This is a genomic window from Rhodococcus sp. Z13 (assembly GCF_025837095.1).
In the GTDB taxonomy this organism is placed as follows: Bacteria; Actinomycetota; Actinomycetes; order Mycobacteriales; family Mycobacteriaceae; genus Rhodococcus; species Rhodococcus sacchari.
The window spans coordinates 1,285,335-1,302,688 of the sequence record NZ_CP107551.1 but is presented as its reverse complement, the minus strand read 5'-3'; the positions used below and the strand labels follow the sequence as shown (position 1 = coordinate 1,302,688).

Annotated in this window: 12 protein-coding genes; 9 read left to right on the top strand and 3 right to left on the bottom strand. The window is 70.3% G+C overall.

The window, feature by feature from the left end; translation table 11 throughout:
• Positions 1 to 42: 42 nt before the first annotated feature.
• Both OED52_RS06040 and OED52_RS06035 read left to right on the top strand, forming a co-directional pair.
• Entirely contained in the window at positions 43 to 738 is a 696-nt protein-coding gene (locus OED52_RS06040; protein ID WP_264153765.1) for a GNAT family N-acetyltransferase, read from the top strand.
• Between the two features lie 26 nt (positions 739 to 764).
• Entirely contained in the window at positions 765 to 1,790 is a 1,026-nt protein-coding gene (locus OED52_RS06035; RefSeq protein ID WP_264153764.1) for a glutathione S-transferase family protein, read from the top strand.
• 3 nt (positions 1,791 to 1,793) lie between these two features.
• Here OED52_RS06035 and OED52_RS06030 read toward each other — a convergent pair whose 3' ends face one another.
• The gene (locus OED52_RS06030; protein ID WP_264153763.1) at positions 1,794 to 2,249 is read right to left on the bottom strand and encodes a VOC family protein; all 456 of its coding nucleotides are present in this window, start codon (positions 2,247 to 2,249) and stop codon (positions 1,794 to 1,796) included.
• Complete coding sequence (locus OED52_RS06025) at positions 2,246 to 3,109, bottom strand: helix-turn-helix domain-containing protein (RefSeq protein ID WP_264153762.1); 864 nt, start codon at positions 3,107 to 3,109, stop codon at positions 2,246 to 2,248. The genes OED52_RS06030 and OED52_RS06025 overlap by 4 nt, the downstream gene beginning before the upstream one ends.
• Before the next feature lie 73 nt (positions 3,110 to 3,182).
• On the opposite strand from OED52_RS06025, the gene OED52_RS06020 reads away from it, so the two are divergent.
• From OED52_RS06020 to OED52_RS05990, 7 genes are all read left to right on the top strand, one after another.
• On the top strand, positions 3,183 to 3,914 hold the full coding sequence (locus OED52_RS06020; protein ID WP_264153761.1) for a hypothetical protein: 732 nt from the start codon (positions 3,183 to 3,185) through the stop codon (positions 3,912 to 3,914).
• A 2-nt stretch (positions 3,915 to 3,916) separates the two neighbouring features.
• Positions 3,917 to 4,720: an alpha/beta fold hydrolase gene (locus OED52_RS06015; RefSeq protein WP_264153760.1), complete on the top strand. Its 804-nt coding sequence runs from the start codon at positions 3,917 to 3,919 to the stop codon at positions 4,718 to 4,720.
• A 119-nt stretch (positions 4,721 to 4,839) separates the two neighbouring features.
• Positions 4,840 to 6,045: an ABC transporter ATP-binding protein gene (locus tag OED52_RS06010; protein ID WP_413247722.1), complete on the top strand. Its 1,206-nt coding sequence runs from the start codon at positions 4,840 to 4,842 to the stop codon at positions 6,043 to 6,045.
• Positions 6,042 to 6,833, top strand: coding sequence for an ABC transporter permease (locus OED52_RS06005; RefSeq protein WP_264153759.1), 792 nt, complete (start codon positions 6,042 to 6,044; stop codon positions 6,831 to 6,833). Before OED52_RS06010 ends, OED52_RS06005 begins: the two co-directional genes overlap by 4 nt.
• Before the next feature lie 60 nt (positions 6,834 to 6,893).
• Entirely contained in the window at positions 6,894 to 10,697 is a 3,804-nt protein-coding gene (locus tag OED52_RS06000) for an ABC transporter ATP-binding protein (RefSeq protein ID WP_264153758.1), read from the top strand.
• Between the two features lie 278 nt (positions 10,698 to 10,975).
• On the top strand, positions 10,976 to 14,647 hold the full coding sequence (locus OED52_RS05995; protein WP_413247748.1) for a multifunctional oxoglutarate decarboxylase/oxoglutarate dehydrogenase thiamine pyrophosphate-binding subunit/dihydrolipoyllysine-residue succinyltransferase subunit: 3,672 nt from the start codon (positions 10,976 to 10,978) through the stop codon (positions 14,645 to 14,647).
• Between the two features lie 202 nt (positions 14,648 to 14,849).
• The gene (locus OED52_RS05990) at positions 14,850 to 16,643 is read left to right on the top strand and encodes a thiamine pyrophosphate-requiring protein (RefSeq protein ID WP_264153756.1); all 1,794 of its coding nucleotides are present in this window, start codon (positions 14,850 to 14,852) and stop codon (positions 16,641 to 16,643) included.
• Here the strand turns inward: OED52_RS05990 and OED52_RS05985 are convergent.
• On the bottom strand, positions 16,600 to 17,286 hold the full coding sequence (locus tag OED52_RS05985) for a TetR/AcrR family transcriptional regulator (protein WP_264153755.1): 687 nt from the start codon (positions 17,284 to 17,286) through the stop codon (positions 16,600 to 16,602). The two genes, OED52_RS05990 and OED52_RS05985, sit on opposite strands and share 44 nt — an antisense overlap.
• Between the last annotated feature and the right edge of the window lie 68 nt (positions 17,287 to 17,354).

Below are 17,354 nucleotides of genomic sequence, written 5' to 3'. Positions count from 1 at the left end.
TCACCGGAGTCTCTTCTTTCGTAGGAGTCCTACGGTAGCGGGGTGGACCCACACATCTCGAGCATCGCTGCCCTGGCCTGGTGCCGCGCCCTGGGGCTACCCGATCACGCCCTGGCCGAACCCGGCTGCACCACCCGCATCGACGACTCGGCCGACGAGGTGCGGCTGCTCGTCGCCGGCGCCTCGACCGCGATCGTCGGCCCGTCCGAGGCGGTGTCCCGGCTCGAAGCGGCGGGCGACCACGCCGACCTCGACGCACCCCGCGCGGAGAGCCTCGTCGGCGGGCACGCCGGACGTACCGAACTGCTGTGCCTGTGCACCGACTGGGTCGACGCGACCCGCGTGGAGAACCCGCTGATCTCCCACGATCCCGGGGACCTCGCGGAGCTGCTGCGCCGCTGCCCGCCCGACGACGCCACCGAGACCGAGCTGACCGCGAGCCCGCCCACCCACGCGTTCGTGTTGCTGGACGACGACCACCGGCCCCTCGCCGGGGCGGCCCACCGGGAACTCGGGTCGCTGCTCGCCGACGTGCGGGTCGTGGCGGCGCCGGAGGTGCGCCGCCTGGGTCTCGCGGCGACGGTGACCACGCTGGCGACGCACGACGCGCTCGATTCCGGTCTCGTGCCGCTGGCCCGGGTCCGCCGCGACAACCGGGGAGCCCGGGCGGTCGCGGCGGTGTCGGGATACGACATCTGGGGAACCCTCGTGACGGTCCGGCTGTCCCCCGGCCGGTGACCCCGATTCCGAGAGAAGGTACGTAGGTGGCCGAGAACAAGTACGTCGAGCCGGGCGCGGAGTTCACACGCGACACCCGCTACATCGCCACGCGGATCACCGCGGACGGACGCGACGGGTATCCGGTGGAGGCCGGGCGGTACCGGCTCGTCGCCGCGCGGGCGTGCCCCTGGGCGAACCGCGCGCTGATCGTGCGGCGGCTGCTCGGGCTCGAGGACGCGTTGTCGCTGGGGCTGTGCGGCCCGACCCACGACGAGCGCAGCTGGACCTTCGATCTCGACCCGGGCGGGGTCGACCCGGTGCTGGGCATCCCGCGCCTGCAGGACGCCTACTGCGCGCGTTTCCCCGGATACGACCGGGGCATCACCGTCCCGGCAGTGGTCGACGTGCCCACCGGGCAGGTGGTGACGAACGACTACGCGCAGCTCACCCTGGATCTGTCCACCGAGTGGACGCAGTTCCACCGCGAGGGCGCCCCGGATCTGTATCCGGAACCGTTGCGGGACGAGATCGACGAGGTCGCCCGGGTGATCTACGAGGACGTCAACAACGGGGTGTACCGGTGCGGTTTCGCCGGTTCGCAGGAGTCCTACGAGGAGGCCTTCGACCGGTTGTTCGCGCGCCTGGACTGGCTCGAGGAACGGCTCGGGGCGCAACGCTATCTGGTAGGAGAGACGATCACCGAGGCCGACGTGCGACTGTTCACGACCCTGGTGCGGTTCGACGCCGTCTACCACGGCCACTTCAAGTGCAACCGGAACCGGTTGGTCGACTTCCCGGCGCTGTGGGCCTACGCGCGGGATCTGTTCCGGACCCCCGGTTTCGGGGACACCGTCGACTTCGTGCAGATCAAGCAGCACTACTACCTGGTGCACACCGACATCAATCCGACGCGGATCGTGCCCAAGGGGCCGGATCTGTCGTCCTGGCTCACCCCGCACGGGCGCGAGGCGCTCGGCGGGCGGCCGTTCGGCGACGGCACCCCGCCTCCCCCGCCGTCGGCCGCCGAGGTCGTGCCCGCCGCGCACACGGTGACCGAACCGGTCTCGTAGGCGTCAGCGGGGCGGGCGGTAGGTGCCGATGCTCCAGTACACGCCGTGCGGGTCGCGGCAGGTGAATCCGTGCGAACCGTAGTCCTCGTCGCACAGTTCGACCGTCACGCGCGCCCGGACGACGGGGTCCTCGGCCCGGGCGGACGCGAGCACCTTCTCGTACAGCGTGTCGACGGTGGCCGGGTCGGGAGCGATCAGGTAAACGTTCCCGGCATCGGCGTGCGGGTCGAGAGGTGATCCGCGGCCGGCCGAGCCGAGCATCACTCCCCCGCCGTGCGGCCAGAGGAGTTCGGCGTGCTCGACGCTCTCACCCTCGCCGTACACGGCGGACTCGACGAAACCCAGTGTCCCGACGAGGAACCGGATCGCGGCGCGGGCGTCGCTGTAGGTCAGGCACGGCCACACCGCGTCGGCGAGGACGGCCGGAGTCGTGGTTGCGGAATGCGTCGTGTTCGTCATGACTCCCAGTGTTCGCCGCCGACACCGTCGACGTCTTGGACGAATGGGAACACCTCCTCGGCGAGCCAGCGGGACGGGGGCAGCCCACCCAGATCGCGCCATTCGCGGGCCAGATGCGCCTGATCGTAGAAACCGCAGGTCGCGGCGACGTCCGCGAGCCACCGGTGCGGCTGTGCCCGCAACAGCCGGCGGGAGCGGTCGAATCGCGACAGGCGGGCGAGGTCCTTGGGGGAGAGCCCGAACTCGGCGACTGCTTTCTTCGCGAGATACCTTCTGCTCCAGCCGATGTCGTCGGCGACCTCCTGCACCGGTCGGGTCGGATCGCACACGAGCAGATGCCAGGCGCGGGTCAGCTCCGGTTCCGGTTCGGGCCGCGGAGCCGACGCCAGGCGGCGCGTGAGGATCCGGTCGAGGAGCTCGAACCGGGTCTCCCAGTCCGGTGCGGTGGTGATCCCGTCGGAGAGCTCCCGGCCGATGGCGCCGAGAAGATCCTCGAGATCGACCACCCACGAACCGAGGGCCGCCGCGGGCACTCCGAGCAGGGTCCGCGCCCCGGCGGGGGTCAACGAGAGCTGGATGCCGTGCTGGTTCCCGTCGTGCACGATCGGCACCGGCCACGTCGACAGGCCCCCGGCGAGAGTATCGAACCGGTCCGGTGGCCGCCCCTCGCCGCGGGACAGCTCGACGGGCCGGGAGATGCCGACCACGACGGTGATCTCGGGTGCGGGCATTCCCAGGTGAACACCCGGAGGGAACCCTTCGAGCCGATACGCTTCGTAACGACGTACGTAGGGTGTCAGTAGCGGCGCCGGGCGGCGGCGGACACCCTCCGCGACACCGGCCGCTGCGGACCCGGTCATACGACCAGGTTAGCGAGCACAGACCGGGCGAGCACCGCTCCGGAGGACGGTGCACGACGAGGACGGGGGCACGATGAACAAGAGAGCAGGCGTGGCGGAGACCTTCGTCGTCAAGATGCTCGACAACGGGGCACGGCTGCAGGGCCCGGCCGTGGCGAAGTACGTCGACCTGCTGCGGCGCTCCCATCCGGACGAGTCCCCCGCGCAGATCATCGAGCGGCTCGAGAAGCAGTTCCTGCTCAGCGTCACGGGCAGCGGTTCGGCCGCCGGCGCGACCGCGGCCTTCCCCGGTGTCGGCACCCTGGCCGCGATCGGCGCAGTGGGCGCCGAGACCGCCTTCTTCTTCGAGGCCTCCTCCCTGCTCACCCTGGCCATCGCCTCCGTGCACGGCATCGAACCCCACGACCACGAACAGCGCCGCGCACTGGTCCTCGCGGTGTCGCTCGGCGACGTCGGGAAGGAACTGGTCGCGACGGCGACGGGCGCGTCGCTGCGCAACTGGCCCAGGGTGCTCACCTCCGGTGCGGCGAGCGGGCAGTTGAAGGCCCTCAACAACTCGCTGGTGAAGAAGTTCATCCGCCGCTACTTCGCCAAGCGCAGCCCGCTGCTGATCGGCAAACTCCTGCCCGCCGGTGTCGGTGCGGCGGTCGGCGGCATGGGCAACCGCGCGCTCGGCAAGCGCACCATCGAGAACGCCCGTGACGCCTTCGGTCCGCCCCCGGCCGCCTGGCCCACCCCGCTGCGGGTCCTGCCCGCCGCGACCGGCCCGGGACTCGGGGGCGACGTGACGGTGCCGAAGGGCTGACCGTGCCGAAGGGCGAGGTGTACGTACGGGAGACGGGCACCGGCGACCACACCGTCGTTCTACTGCACGGCTTCTCCGACCACAGCGGGACGTGGTGCCGGGTCGCCCCCACGCTCTCCGAGCGCTACCGCGTGCTCGCCGTCGACCTTCCCGGTTTCGGCCGCAGCGCCGAGCACTGGACGGCGCCCCTGTTCGACCACTACGTCGACGTCCTCGACGACCTCCTCGCCGGGACCGAGAAGCCGGTGTCGCTGATCGGCAACTCCCTCGGTGCCGTCACCTCCCTGGTCTACGCCTCCGCCCGCCCGGCGCGGGTGCGGCGGGTGGTGCTGTCCGACATGCCGGGGGTCGCCGGGATCCCCCGCCTCTGGACGCGCGGGGCGCGGCTGCCCGTCGAGCTGTCGCGGCTGCTGACCCGGCCCGTGCCCGCGCCGCTCGTGCAGCGCACCATCGGGGCGTTGTACGCGCGGGCGGCGGTGCACCGGCCCGGAAGTCTCGACCGTGCGGTGCGGACCGCGTTCAGCGCCAACTTCGCGACCCGCCGGCAGGTCGACGCGCTGCTGTCGGTGGGCCGGCACGCCATCCACGAGCTGGGGCGCCTGCCGATCCCGGAGATGGTGCACGCCCTGGACATGCCCGCCCTGCTGGTGTGGGGTGCCCGGGATCGCCTCACCCCGGCGAACGCGGCGCGGCGAGTAGACGCCGATGGGACCCGGCGCGTGGTGATCATCCCCGACGCCGGGCACTGTCCCCATCTCGACGCACCGCAGGAGTTCCTCGACGTGGTTCTGCCCTTCCTGGAATGACGCCCCGGCGTGACGCGCGGACGGTCTTCGCCGTACCGTCCGGTCCGCGTCGTGGACGTAAGCTCTCGGCGACCGCGACAGGACGCCGCGGCGCAACGCGAGAAACGGGGGTCGCGCCTGTGACAGCACCGCCTGCCGGCACCACTGCACCGCCTGCCGGCATCGTCGTGCACGGACTGACCAAGGTGTTCGGTGAACACACCGCCGTGTCGAACCTCTCGTTCTCGGTGCCGCCCGGGTCGATCACCGGTTTCCTCGGCCCCAACGGCTCGGGCAAGACCACCACCCTGGGCATGCTGCTCGGCCTCGTCCGCCCCACCGCCGGAAGTGCCTTCGTCGACGGGACGCCGTTCGCGCAATTGGAGTCCCCGGCGCAGGTCGTCGGGGCGGTCCTCGACGCGAACAGCGCCCACCCCAAGCACACCGCCGTGGCGCACCTGCGCGTCTACTGCGCCGCGATCGGGGTGCCCGACGCGCGGGCGCGGGAGATGCTCGAACTCGTCGGCCTGGCATCGGTGGGCAACCGCCGTGTCGGGGAGTTCTCCCTCGGTATGCGTCAGCGCCTGGCGCTGGCGACGGCACTGCTGGGCCGGCCGCGGTATCTGGTGCTCGACGAGCCCGCGAACGGCCTCGATCCCGAGGGGATGGCCTGGCTGCGCGACTTCCTGGTCGCCTTCGCCCGCAACGGCGGGACGGTGCTGATCTCGAGTCACATCCTGCGGGAGGTCGAGCAGATGGCCGACCGTCTCGTGATCATCGGCAACGGCACGCTGGTGGCCGAGAGCAGCATGGCGGATCTGCGCGAGGCGCACCGCTCCCGGGTGTTCGTCGCGGCCTCCGATCCCGCGCTGCTCGCCACCGCCCTGGCCGCCGCCGGGTACACCGACGCGCAGGTGCAGCAGGACGGCCGTCTCGCCGTGGCCGGGATCGATCCCGACGGCATCGCCGCGATCGCCCGGGAGACCGGGGTGACCCTGTTCGGCACCAGCGTCGAGCACGTCGATCTCGAGCAGGTGTACCTGTCGATGACCGCCGGGCGGTACGCCGCGGCCCACCACCCGTCGGCCCAGTACCAGCAGCAGTCCCCCTATCCGCAGCAGCCCCATCACTCGCAGCCCCAGCAGACCTGGGGACCACCTCCACAGTGGGCACAACAGCAGCAGTGGGCACAACAGCAGCAGTGGGACCCGCGGGCGCAGTACGGACCCCCGGGTCCCTACGGACCCCCGGGTCCCTACGGACCGCCGGCCCCGAATCCGCACCCGCAGGGCCCACCCCCACCGAACCCGCACCCACCGACCGGACCGGAGGGGCCGAGACCATGACCGCACTGCTGACCGCCGAGTTCCGCAAGGTGACGAGTCTGCGCTACTGGTGGATCCTCGGGATCGCACCCCTGCTCGTCGGCTTGTTCTGCGGCGCTCTCACCCTCCCCATCGCCCGCCAGATCGAGGACGGTTTCGGATTCGGCACCTCCACCGGTTTCGCCGAGGCGGTGGCCGCCGCCGTCGGCACCTCCCTGTCCCTCGCGCTGGTGTTCCTGTTCGCCGCGGTGTTCGGGGCCGTGGAGACCGGCAGCGAGTTCCAGCACCGCACCGTCGTGCCGACCTTCCTCACCGCACGCGGCCGGGACGGGGTGATCGCCGCGAAACTCGTCACCGCCGCGGTCGTGGGGATGCTGTACTGCATCATCACGTCGCTGTCCTCGGTGGTGACACTCCTGCTGTTCGGGGGTGGTTTCGACGGTGAGGTGTTCGGTGCCGTCGGCACGGTCCTGGGCATCGGGCTGGTGTGCACCGCCCTGTGGTCGCTCATCGGCGCGGGGCTGGGTCTGCTCACCCGCTCCACGACCGGCAGCGTCCTGGCCCTGTGCGTGTGGGTTCCGTTCGGGGAGCTGATCGTCTCGCTGATCCTGCACGGCCTCGGTCTCGGTGGGGTCGCTCCCTATCTGCCCGCCCAGGTCACCTGGTACACCCTGTTCTCGGCGGCGACCTCCCCCGACGAGGTCGTACTCGAGGTGGCGTGGCCGGTCGCGCCGCTCGTGCTCGTCCTGTGGACCGCGCTGCTGTGCGGGCTGGGCTGGTGGCGCACCCGCACCCGCGACGTCGTCTGACCGATCCGGCCGTCACCGCTCGGCGCTGCCTGTCACCACTCGGCGCTACTGTCGAGAGCGATGGCTGACGACGTGTCCCGTACTCCCGGATGGATCTCCCGGCTCCTTGCCGAGTGCCTGAACCACCGCCACACCGCCGTCGGGGCACTCGCCGTCACGATCGTCGCGGCCCTGATCGACATCACCTTCCCGCTGCTGACGAAGGTCGCCCTCGACAGCGCCACCGGCCAGGGCCGCGTGCCCGCCGACGATCTGCGCCTGATCGGTCTCGCGGCCGGGGCGATCGCCGCCGGTGCGCTCGTGCGGTTCGCGTGCCAGTACGGGCGGCGGATGCTTGCCGGGCGCCTGTCGCTGAACGTGCAGCACGACCTGCGGCTGCGGCTGCTCGGGTCGCTGCAGCGCCTCGACGGCCACGGCCAGGACCGGATCCGCACCGGCCAGGTGGTCTCCCGTTCCATCACCGACCTGCAGCTCGTACAGGGATTGCTGGCGATGGTGCCCATGTCGGCCGGAGCTCTGCTGCAGCTGGTGCTCGCCCTGGTGATCATGACGTCGCTGTCGCCGCCGCTGACCTTGATCGCGGTGGTGACGGTGCCGATCATCGTGGCGATCGTGCGGATCGTGCGGCCCAGGCTCTTCGCGGCGACGTGGTCGGCGCAGCAACGCGCCGCCGATCTCGCCCAGCACGTCGAGGAGACGGTCACCGGGGTGCGGGTGGTGAAGGGCTTCGGGCAGGAGTCCCGCGCCGTCGACCGCCTCGAGGACCTCGGCCGGCAGCTCTACGCCGAGCGGCTGCGGGCCGCGCGCATCAATTCGTGGTTCACCGCGCCGATGGGTGCGATCCCCCAGCTCGGGCTCGTCGCGACCATCGCGCTGGGCGGCTGGCTCGCGCTCGAGGGCACGATCACCGTGGGCACCTTCGTGGCGTTCACCGCCTACGTGTCGACGATGACCGCGACGACCCGCACCCTGTCGTCGGTGGTGATCATGGCGCAGCTGTCGCGTGCGGCCGTCGAGCGGGTCTACGAGGTGATCGACACCGAACCGGAGGTCGCCGACCCGCCGCACCCGGCACCGCTGCCGGACGGTCCCCTCGGGGTCCGCTTCCGCGACGTGACCTTCGGCTTCGACGACCGCGACGTGTTGCGCGGCCTCGACCTCGAGATCGCGCCGGGTGAGACCGTCGCGATCGTCGGTCCCGCCGGGTCGGGCAAGACGGTGCTGTCGTTGCTGCTCCCCCGCTTCTACGCGCCGCGCAGTGGGGCGGTGTGCCTGACCTCCGGGGGCCGCGAGATCGACGTGGCCTCGCTCCGCGCCGACGACCTGCGCGGAGCCGTCGGTCTCGTCTTCGACGAACCCTTCCTGTTCTCCGACAGCGTCGCCTCCAACATTGCGCTCGGCCGGCCCGACGCGTCGGCCGAGGAGATCCGGGCGGCGGCGGCCGCGGCCCGCGCCGACGAGTTCGTCGAGGCGCTGCCCGAGGGTTACGACACCGAGGTCGGTGAACGCGGCCTGACGTTGTCGGGTGGGCAGCGGCAGCGTGTCGCGCTGGCCCGGGCCCTGCTCGTCGATCCGCGGGTGCTGATCCTCGACGACGCCACCTCGGCGGTGGACGCCGAGACCGAGGCCGCGATCTACGGGGCGTTGCGGGCGGGCCGGCGCCGCACGACGCTCGTCCTCGCCCACCGCCGCTCCACCCTGTCCCTGGCCGACCGGGTCGCCGTCCTCGACGGCGGACGAATCGTGGACATCGGCACGGTGGAGGAACTCGACGCCCGCAGTCCCGCCTTCCGGCGGCTGCTGTCGGCCGACGACGCGGAACCCGCCGCCCCGGCACCGGCCCCGGAGCCGGATGAACTGTGGCCGGCCGTCGAGGGGGACGACGGACCGGTCCCCCGCAGCACGGATGCCCCGGCCGGGTCCGGCGGACCGCGCGGCGGACGGGGCGGCGGGCCGGTCTCGGGTGCGCTCGGTGCGATCGCCCCGACCCCCGAGCTGCGGGCTGCGGTGGCCGCGCTGCCCCCGGCCCGCGAGACCCCCGGGCGCGCCCCGGAGCTGCGGTCCGAGGCGCTGCGGCGGCCCGACCCGGAGTTCCGGCTGCGCACGACGCTGCGCCCGGTGCGGTGGCTGCTGACCGCCGTGGTGCTGTGCCTGGCGGTCGAATCGCTCGCCTCCATCGGGTTCCCCTCGCTGGTGCGGTTCGCCGTCGACCGCGGGGTCACGGCCGGTGATCCGGGACGGTTGTGGCAGGCGGCGGCCGGGGGTGTGCTGCTGGCGCTGCTCGGCTGGCTGGCCGTCGCGGTGCTCACGGTGCTCACCGCCCGCGCCGGCGAGCGGGTGCTGTTCGGGCTGCGGGTGCGCAGCTACGCGCACCTGCAGCGACTCGGCCTCGACTACTACGAGCGCGAGCTGTCCGGCCGCATCATGACCCGGATGACCACCGACGTGGACGCGTTGTCGCAGTTCATCCAGACCGGGCTGTCCACCGCGGTGGTGGCGGTGCTGACCCTGACCGGCATCTCGGTGGCGTTGATCGTGACCGACGCGGCGCTGGCGCTGGTGGTGCTCGCGGTGTTGCCGGTGCTGGCCGGCGCGACCCTGTGGTTCCGCCGGGTCTCGGGCACCGCCTACGCGCAGTCCCGGGAGCGGATCTCACTGGTCAACGCAGATTTCCAGGAGAACGTCACCGGTCTGCGCGCGGCCCAGGCGTACCGCCGGGAGAAGACTGCGGCCCGCCGCTTCGCCGAACGCGCCGACGCCTACCGGCGCAGCCGCATGCGGTCGCAGCGGGCGATCTCGCTGTACTTCCCGTTCATCACGCTGCTGTCGGATCTCGCGCTCGCCGCCGTCGTTCTGATCGGGGCCCGGCAGGTAGCGTCGGGTGAGATCGGGCCGGGCGTGCTGATCGCGTTCGTGCTGTACCTGAACCTGCTGTTCGCGCCCATCCAGCAGCTGTCGCAGGTGTTCGACGGTTACCAGCAGGCCCGGGTCGGGTTGCGCCGGATCGGCGATCTGCTCCGGACCGAGAGTTCGCTGGAGACGGCCACGACCGGCGAGGTGGCGATCACAGGGCGGCTGCGGGGCGAGGTGGAACTGCGCGAGGTGGGGTTCCGGTACCGCGACGCCGAACGCGAGGCGCTGTCCGGGGTGGACCTGTCGATCCCCGCCGGGTCGACGGTGGCGCTGGTGGGGCGGACCGGCGCCGGGAAGTCGACGGTGGTCAAGCTGCTCGCCCGCTTCTACGACCCGGCCTCGGGTGCGGTGCTGGTGGACGACACCGACCTGCGCCGCTACCGGCTGCGCGACTACCGCCGCCGGCTCGGGGTGGTGCCGCAGGAGGCGCACCTGTTCACGGGCACGGTGGCGAGCAACATCGCCTACGGGCGGCCCGACGCCTCGCGCGAGGAGATCGAGGCCGCCGCCCGGGCCGTGGGGGCGCTGGACACGATCGCGGCGCTGCCGGGCGGGATGAATCATCCCGTCGGGGAGCGTGGGCAGGGCCTGTCGGCGGGGCAGCGTCAGCTGCTCGCGCTCGCGCGCGCGGAACTGGTGGATCCGGATCTGCTGCTGCTCGACGAGGCGACCGCGACCCTCGACCCGGCGACGGAACGGGCGGTGCTCGAGGCCGGTGCCCGGGTGACACGGTCGCGCACCGCGGTGATCGTCGCGCACCGGCTCGCCACGGCGGCGCGGGCCGACCTCGTGGTGGTGGTCGACGACGGCCGGATCGTCGAGTGCGGGCCGCACGAGGAGCTGCGCCGGGCCGGTGGTCTGTACACCACTCTGTGGCAGCTCGCCACCGGAGATCTCGTTCCGGAGACGCCGGACGCGCCGCTCGAGGCGTTCACGGCGAGCAGAGACTGAGATAGTCGTCACGTTTGTGCCGGGGTGCGTACTGCAAGGACGGGCCGCACAGGGAATAATCGGCAGCCGAGAACCGTCATCGATGGAGACCCCATCGCACCGAGATTGTGAGGTCGCCCACGTGCCTGCCCAGCCAGTTCGGGTCGTCACATGTTACGGGCTAGCCTCATGAACACAGGCGCTCCGATCGGGTACCGAAGAAAGAAACGAGGCGAACAACTGCCGTGAGCAGCAGCTCTACATCACAATTCGGACAAAACCAGTGGTTGGTTGACGAGATGTACCAGCGCTTCCAGGACGATCCTTCGTCCGTGGATGCGAGCTGGCACGAGTTCCTCACCGACTATTCGCCGGAAACCGCGGTCGCCGGAGGTACCAACGGCTCCGAGACCGCCACGACAGAGACGCCCGCGCCGAGCCAGAAGCCCGCGCCGGCCCCCACGACTTCTTCCGCCCCCGCAGCAGCCCCGGCCGCACCCAAGGCCGCTCCGAAGCCTGCGGCGGCACCCGCCCAGAAGGCGGAGACCAAGCCTTCCGCCCCGGCCACCAAGCCGGCGGCGGCCCCGACGGGTCAGACCGCTGAGGAGAAGAAGGTTCTCCGCGGCGCTGCTGCTGCCGTTGCGAAGAACATGAACGCCTCGCTGTCGATCCCGACGGCCACCAGCGTTCGCGCCGTGCCCGCGAAGTTGATGTTCGACAACCGCATCGTCATCAACAACCACCTCGCCCGCACCCGGGGCGGCAAGGTCTCGTTCACGCACATCCTCGGCTACGCGATCGTCCAGGCGGTCAAGGCGTACCCGAACATGAACAACCACTTCGCCGAGATCGACGGCAAGCCGAACCTCGTCGTGCCCGCGCACACGAACCTCGGTCTCGCCATCGACCTGCCCGGCAAGAACGGGCAGCGCTCGCTCGTCGTGGCGGCCATCAAGAACTGCGAGACGATGAACTTCGCGCAGTTCTACTCGGCCTACGAGGACATCGTGCGCCGCGCCCGCGACGGCAAGCTCACCGGCGACGACTTCTCGGGTGTCACGATCTCGCTGACCAACCCGGGCGGCATCGGCACCGTGCACTCGGTTCCGCGTCTGATGCAGGGCCAGGGCGCCATCATCGGTGCCGGCGCGATGGAGTACCCCGCCGAGTTCCAGGGCGCGTCCGAGGCCCGGATCGCGGAGATGGGCATCGGCAAGCTCCTGACGCTGACCTCCACCTACGACCACCGGGTCATCCAGGGTGCGGAGTCGGGTGAGTTCCTCAAGAAGGTCCACGAGCTGCTCATCAGCGACGACTTCTACGATGAGATCTTCCACACCCTGCACATCCCCTACGAGCCGGTCCGCTGGCGCAAGGACATCCCGGAAGGTCTCGTCGACAAGCACACCCGTGTGCTCGAGCTGATCGCCGCCTACCGCAGCCGCGGCCACCTCATGGCCGACACCGATCCGCTGCAGTTCGTGCGCGACAAGTTCCGCTCGCACCCGGATCTCGACGTCACGACCCATGACCTGACCCTGTGGGATCTCGATCGTGAGTTCAACGTCGGTGGCTTCCACGGCCAGCAGAAGATGAAGCTGCGCGACGTGCTGTCGGTGCTGCGCGACGCGTACTGCCGCCACGTCGGTGTCGAGTACACCCACATCCTCGAGCCCGAGCAGCAGAAGTGGCTGCAGGAGCGCGTCGAGGCGCACCACGTCAAGCCGACGGTCGCCCAGCAGAAGTACATCCTGAGCCGCTTGAACGCCGCCGAGGCCTTCGAGACGTTCCTGCAGACCAAGTACGTCGGCCAGAAGCGCTTCTCGCTCGAGGGCGCCGAGTCCGTCATCCCGATGATGGACGCGATCATCGATCAGGCCGCCGAGCACGAGCTCGACGAGGTCGCGATCGCCATGCCCCACCGCGGTCGCCTGAATGTGCTCGCCAACATCGTCGGCAAGCCGTACTCGCAGATCTTCTCCGAGTTCGAGGGCAACCTGAACCCGGCCGCCGCACACGGCTCCGGCGACGTGAAGTACCACCTCGGCGCCGAGGGCACCTACATCCAGATGTTCGGCGACAACGACATCAAGGTGTCGCTCACCGCGAACCCCTCGCACCTCGAGGCGGTCAACCCGGTGCTCGAGGGCCTGGTCCGCGCCAAGCAGGACATCCTCGACAAGGGTGAGGACGGCTTCACCGTCCTGCCGCTGCTGCTGCACGGCGACGCGGCCTTCGCCGGCCAGGGCGTCGTCGCGGAGACCCTCAACCTCGCGCTGCTGCGCGGCTACCGCACCGGCGGCACCGTGCACATCGTCGTCAACAACCAGGTGGGCTTCACCACCGCGCCGGAGCACTCGCGTTCGTCCGAGTACTGCACCGATGTGGCGAAGATGATCGGCGCGCCGATCTTCCACGTGAACGGCGACGATCCCGAGGCCTGCGTGTGGGTCGCGAAGCTCGCCGTGGACTTCCGCGAGAAGTTCCACAAGGACGTCGTCATCGACATGATCTGCTACCGCCGCCGCGGCCACAACGAGGGCGACGACCCGTCGATGACGCAGCCGGCGATGTACGACGTGATCGACACCAAGCGCAGCGTCCGCAAGAGCTACACCGAGGCCCTGATCGGCCGCGGCGACATCTCGCTCAAGGAAGCGGAAGACGCCCTGCGCGACTACCAGGGCCAGCTGGAGCGGGTGTTCAACGAGGTGCGCGAACTCGAGAAGTTCCCGCCGGAGCCGTCCGAGTCGGTCGAGCTCGACCAGACCCCGCCGCAGCGTCTGAAGACCGCCGTGGACAAGGACGTCCTCGAACGCATCGGCGACGCGTTCGCCAACGTTCCCGAGGGCTTCACGGTGCACCCGCGCGTCAAGCCGGTGATCGAGAAGCGTCGCGAGATGTCGCGCAACGGCAAGATCGACTGGGCGTTCGCGGAGCTGCTCGCGTTCGGTTCACTGGCCGAGGAGGGTGCCCTGGTGCGCCTGGCCGGTCAGGACTCGCGCCGTGGCACGTTCACGCAGCGCCACTCGGTGCTCATCGACCGCAAGACGGGTGCGGAGTACAACCCGCTCGCCACGCTGGCCCAGCAGTCCGGCAAGGGCGGCCGCTTCATGGTCTACGACTCGGCGCTGACCGAGTTCGCGGGCCTGGGCTTCGAGTACGGCTACTCGGTGGGCAACCCCGACGCGCTCGTGCTGTGGGAGGCCCAGTTCGGCGACTTCGTCAACGGCGCGCAGTCGATCATCGACGAGTTCATCTCGTCCGGTGAGGCGAAGTGGGGTCAGCTCTCCGACGTCGTGCTGCTGCTGCCGCACGGCCACGAGGGCCAGGGCCCGGACCACACCTCGGGTCGTATCGAACGGTGGCTGCAGCTGTGCGCCGAGGGTTCGATGACGGTCGCCGTGCCGTCCACCCCGGCGAACTACTTCCACCTGCTGCGTCGTCACCACCTCGACGGCATCCGCCGCCCGCTGGTGGTGTTCACGCCGAAGTCGATGCTGCGCAACAAGGCCGCGGTCTCCAACGTCGAGGACTTCACCGACAGCAAGTTCCGCTCGGTGCTCGAGGAGATCCCGTTCGAGGACGGCTCGGCGGATCGGTCGAAGGCCACCCGCGTGCTGCTGACCTCCGGCAAGCTCTACTGGGAGCTGCTGGCGAAGAAGCAGAAGGAGAACCGCGACGACGTCGCGATCGTCCGCATCGAGCAGCTGTACCCGGTGCCGCGCCGCCGCATCGCCGAGGTCCTCGACCGCTACCCGAACGCCCAGGAGTTCTTCTGGGTGCAGGAGGAGCCGGCGAACCAGGGCGCCTGGCCGTTCTTCGGCCTCGCCCTGCCGGAGCTCCTGCCCGAGAAGCTCACCGGCATCAAGCGGATCTCGCGTCGCGCCATGTCGGCTCCGTCGTCCGGCTCGAGCAAGGTCCACGCCGTCGAGCAGCAGGAGATCCTCGAGAAGGCGTTCGCCCGCTAGAAACTCCGTTTCGGACCCTTCGGGCCCCTGACGGTTCTCATGTGAGCCGGGTCGGCTCGTCCCTCACCGGGACGGCCGGCCCGGCTCGCGGCATTCAGGGAACACTGCACTTCGGAAACACGGCACTTCGCGAGCACCGTGTTTCGGGGTGGGCGGCACGGGCACCCTCCGGACGACACCGATCGTCCGACGAGGAGTACCGATGACCGAGACCACCGTCGCCGATTTCCTGCTGCGCCGTCTCCGGGAATGGGGGGTCGAGCACGTCTTCGGCTATCCGGGCGACGGCATCAACGGCATCCTCGCGGCCTGGACCCGCACCGGAAACGAACCGGCCTTCGTCCAGTCCCGTCACGAGGAGATGAGTGCCTTCGAGGCAGTGGGTTACGCGAAGTTCACCGGCCGGGTGGGAGTGTGCGTGGCGACCTCCGGTCCCGGGGCGATCCACCTGCTCAACGGCCTGTACGACGCGAAGCTCGACCACGTGCCGGTGGTGGCGATCGTCGGGCAGACCGACCGCTCCGCGATGGGTGGCTCCTACCAGCAGGAGGTGGACCTCCACAGCCTCTACAAGGACGTGGCCTCGGCGTACGTGGAGACCGTCACCGTGCCCGAGCAGCTACCGAACGTGCTGGACCGGGCGATGCGCACCGCCATCGCGTACCGCACCCCGACCGCCGTGATCATCCACGGCGACGTGCAGGAACTCGAATACGCTCCCCCGGGTCACGAGTTCAAGATGGTGCCGTCCAGCCTGGGATTCACGCGTCCCCGCATCGCTCCGGACAACGACGCGATCCGGCGGGCGGCGGACGTCCTCAACGAGGGGAGCAGGGTCGCGATGCTCGTCGGCAGCGGCGCCCGGGGCGCCCGGGCGCAGCTCGAACAGGTCGCCGAGCTGCTCGGGGCGGGCGCCGCCAAGGCACTGCTGGGCAAGGACGTGCTGTCGGACGAGCTGCCCTGGGTCACCGGCTCGATCGGGTTGCTGGGCACGCGGCCGACCCACGAGATGATGACCGACTGCGACACGCTGCTCATCGTCGGCTCGTCCATGCCCTACAGTCAGTTCCTGCCGGAATACGACCGGGCCCGCTGCGTACAGATCGACGTCGATGCGAACCGGATCGGAATGCGCTATCCCACCGAGGTCGCGCTCGTCGCCGATGCGGCCGCGGCACTCGACGCGCTGATCCCCCGGTTGCGGCGCAAGGAGGGCCGCTCCTGGCGCGAGGGCATCGAGCGGAACGTCGAGCGCTGGTGGCGGACCATGCAGCAGCAGGCGGAGGTCGAGGTCGACGCCGTCAATCCGCTGCGGATGTTCGCCGAGCTGTCGGCGCGACTACCGGAGAACGCGATCGTCACCGCCGATTCCGGGTCGGCGGCGAACTGGTATGCGCGTCAGCTGCGGTTCCGCGGTGACGTGCGCGGCTCGCTGTCGGGCACACTCGCGACGATGGGCCCGGCCGTGCCGTACGGGATCGGCGCGAAGTTCGGGCATCCCGACCGGCCGGTGATCGCGTTCGCGGGCGACGGTGCGATGCAGATGAACGGTCTGGCCGAGCTCATCACCGTCCAGCGGTACCGGGAGCAGTGGGAGGACCAGCGGCTGATCGTCGCGATCATCCACAACAACGATCTCAACCAGGTGACCTGGGAGATGCGTGCGATGGGCGGTGCACCGAAATTCGCGGAGTCCCAGACGCTTCCGGACGTCGACTATGCCGCCTTCGCACGGAGTCTCGGATTGGGGGCCGAAACCGTCAGGACCACCGAGGAACTCGGACCGGCCTGGGAGCGCGCACTGGCCGCGGATCACCCGACGGTGCTGGACGTGTACACCGATCCCGATATGCCGCCGATCCCGCCGCACGCCACCTGGGAGCAGTTCACCGATGTCGCGAAGGCGGTCCTCGCCGGCGACGAGAACCGTTGGGGGTTCGTGAAGAAGGGCGTCAGGACGAAGCTGCAGGAGTATCTTCCCGGAGGGGATCGCTGAACGCCGTGCCGTTTCCGGCGAGCGAGTGCGCCGCGAGCGCCACGCCGGGCAACGCGGCGACGGCCAGGTCGATGAACTCGTCGCGGCTCAGGTCGGGGTCGCGCAGCCAGGCGATGGTGGTGTCCTCCACGAAGGCGATCCAGCCGCGGACCGCGAGCCGCACCGCGGGGGTCGGTTCGATGCCGATGATCGGCAGGTGTGCGACGGTCCGGTCGACCATCGCGGTGCGGGTGTCCTCGAAGACCGCGCGCATGTCGGGGTCACCGCTGGTGGCGCCGCTGAGGATCGACAGGTACATGTCGCGTCGCCGGGTCACGAAGTCGACGTAGGCGACGAGGGTGCCGCGCAGCATCCCGAGCGGTTCGAGGTCCTCATCGGGGGCGGTGTACTCCACCAGTTCCCTGCTGACGTGACGCACGAGTTCGACGTGGAAGTCGTGTTTGGAAGCGAAGTAGTGGAACAGCAGCCCGCGGGAGACGCCGGCGCGCTCGGCGACCTCGTCGACGGAGATCTGCTCGAGGGGGCGTTCGGCGAGCAGTTCGAGACCCAGGTCGATCAGCTGTGCCCGACGCTGCTGTGGGTCGAGGCGGGTGCGTCGGGCTTCGGCGGCGTCGGTACGGCTGTCGTCGGTCACGACATCCATGCAAACACCTCTATTGAATAAGGGTCAACAACTGTTGACCACGTCTCAGTAAGGCTCTAGCCTCAGAT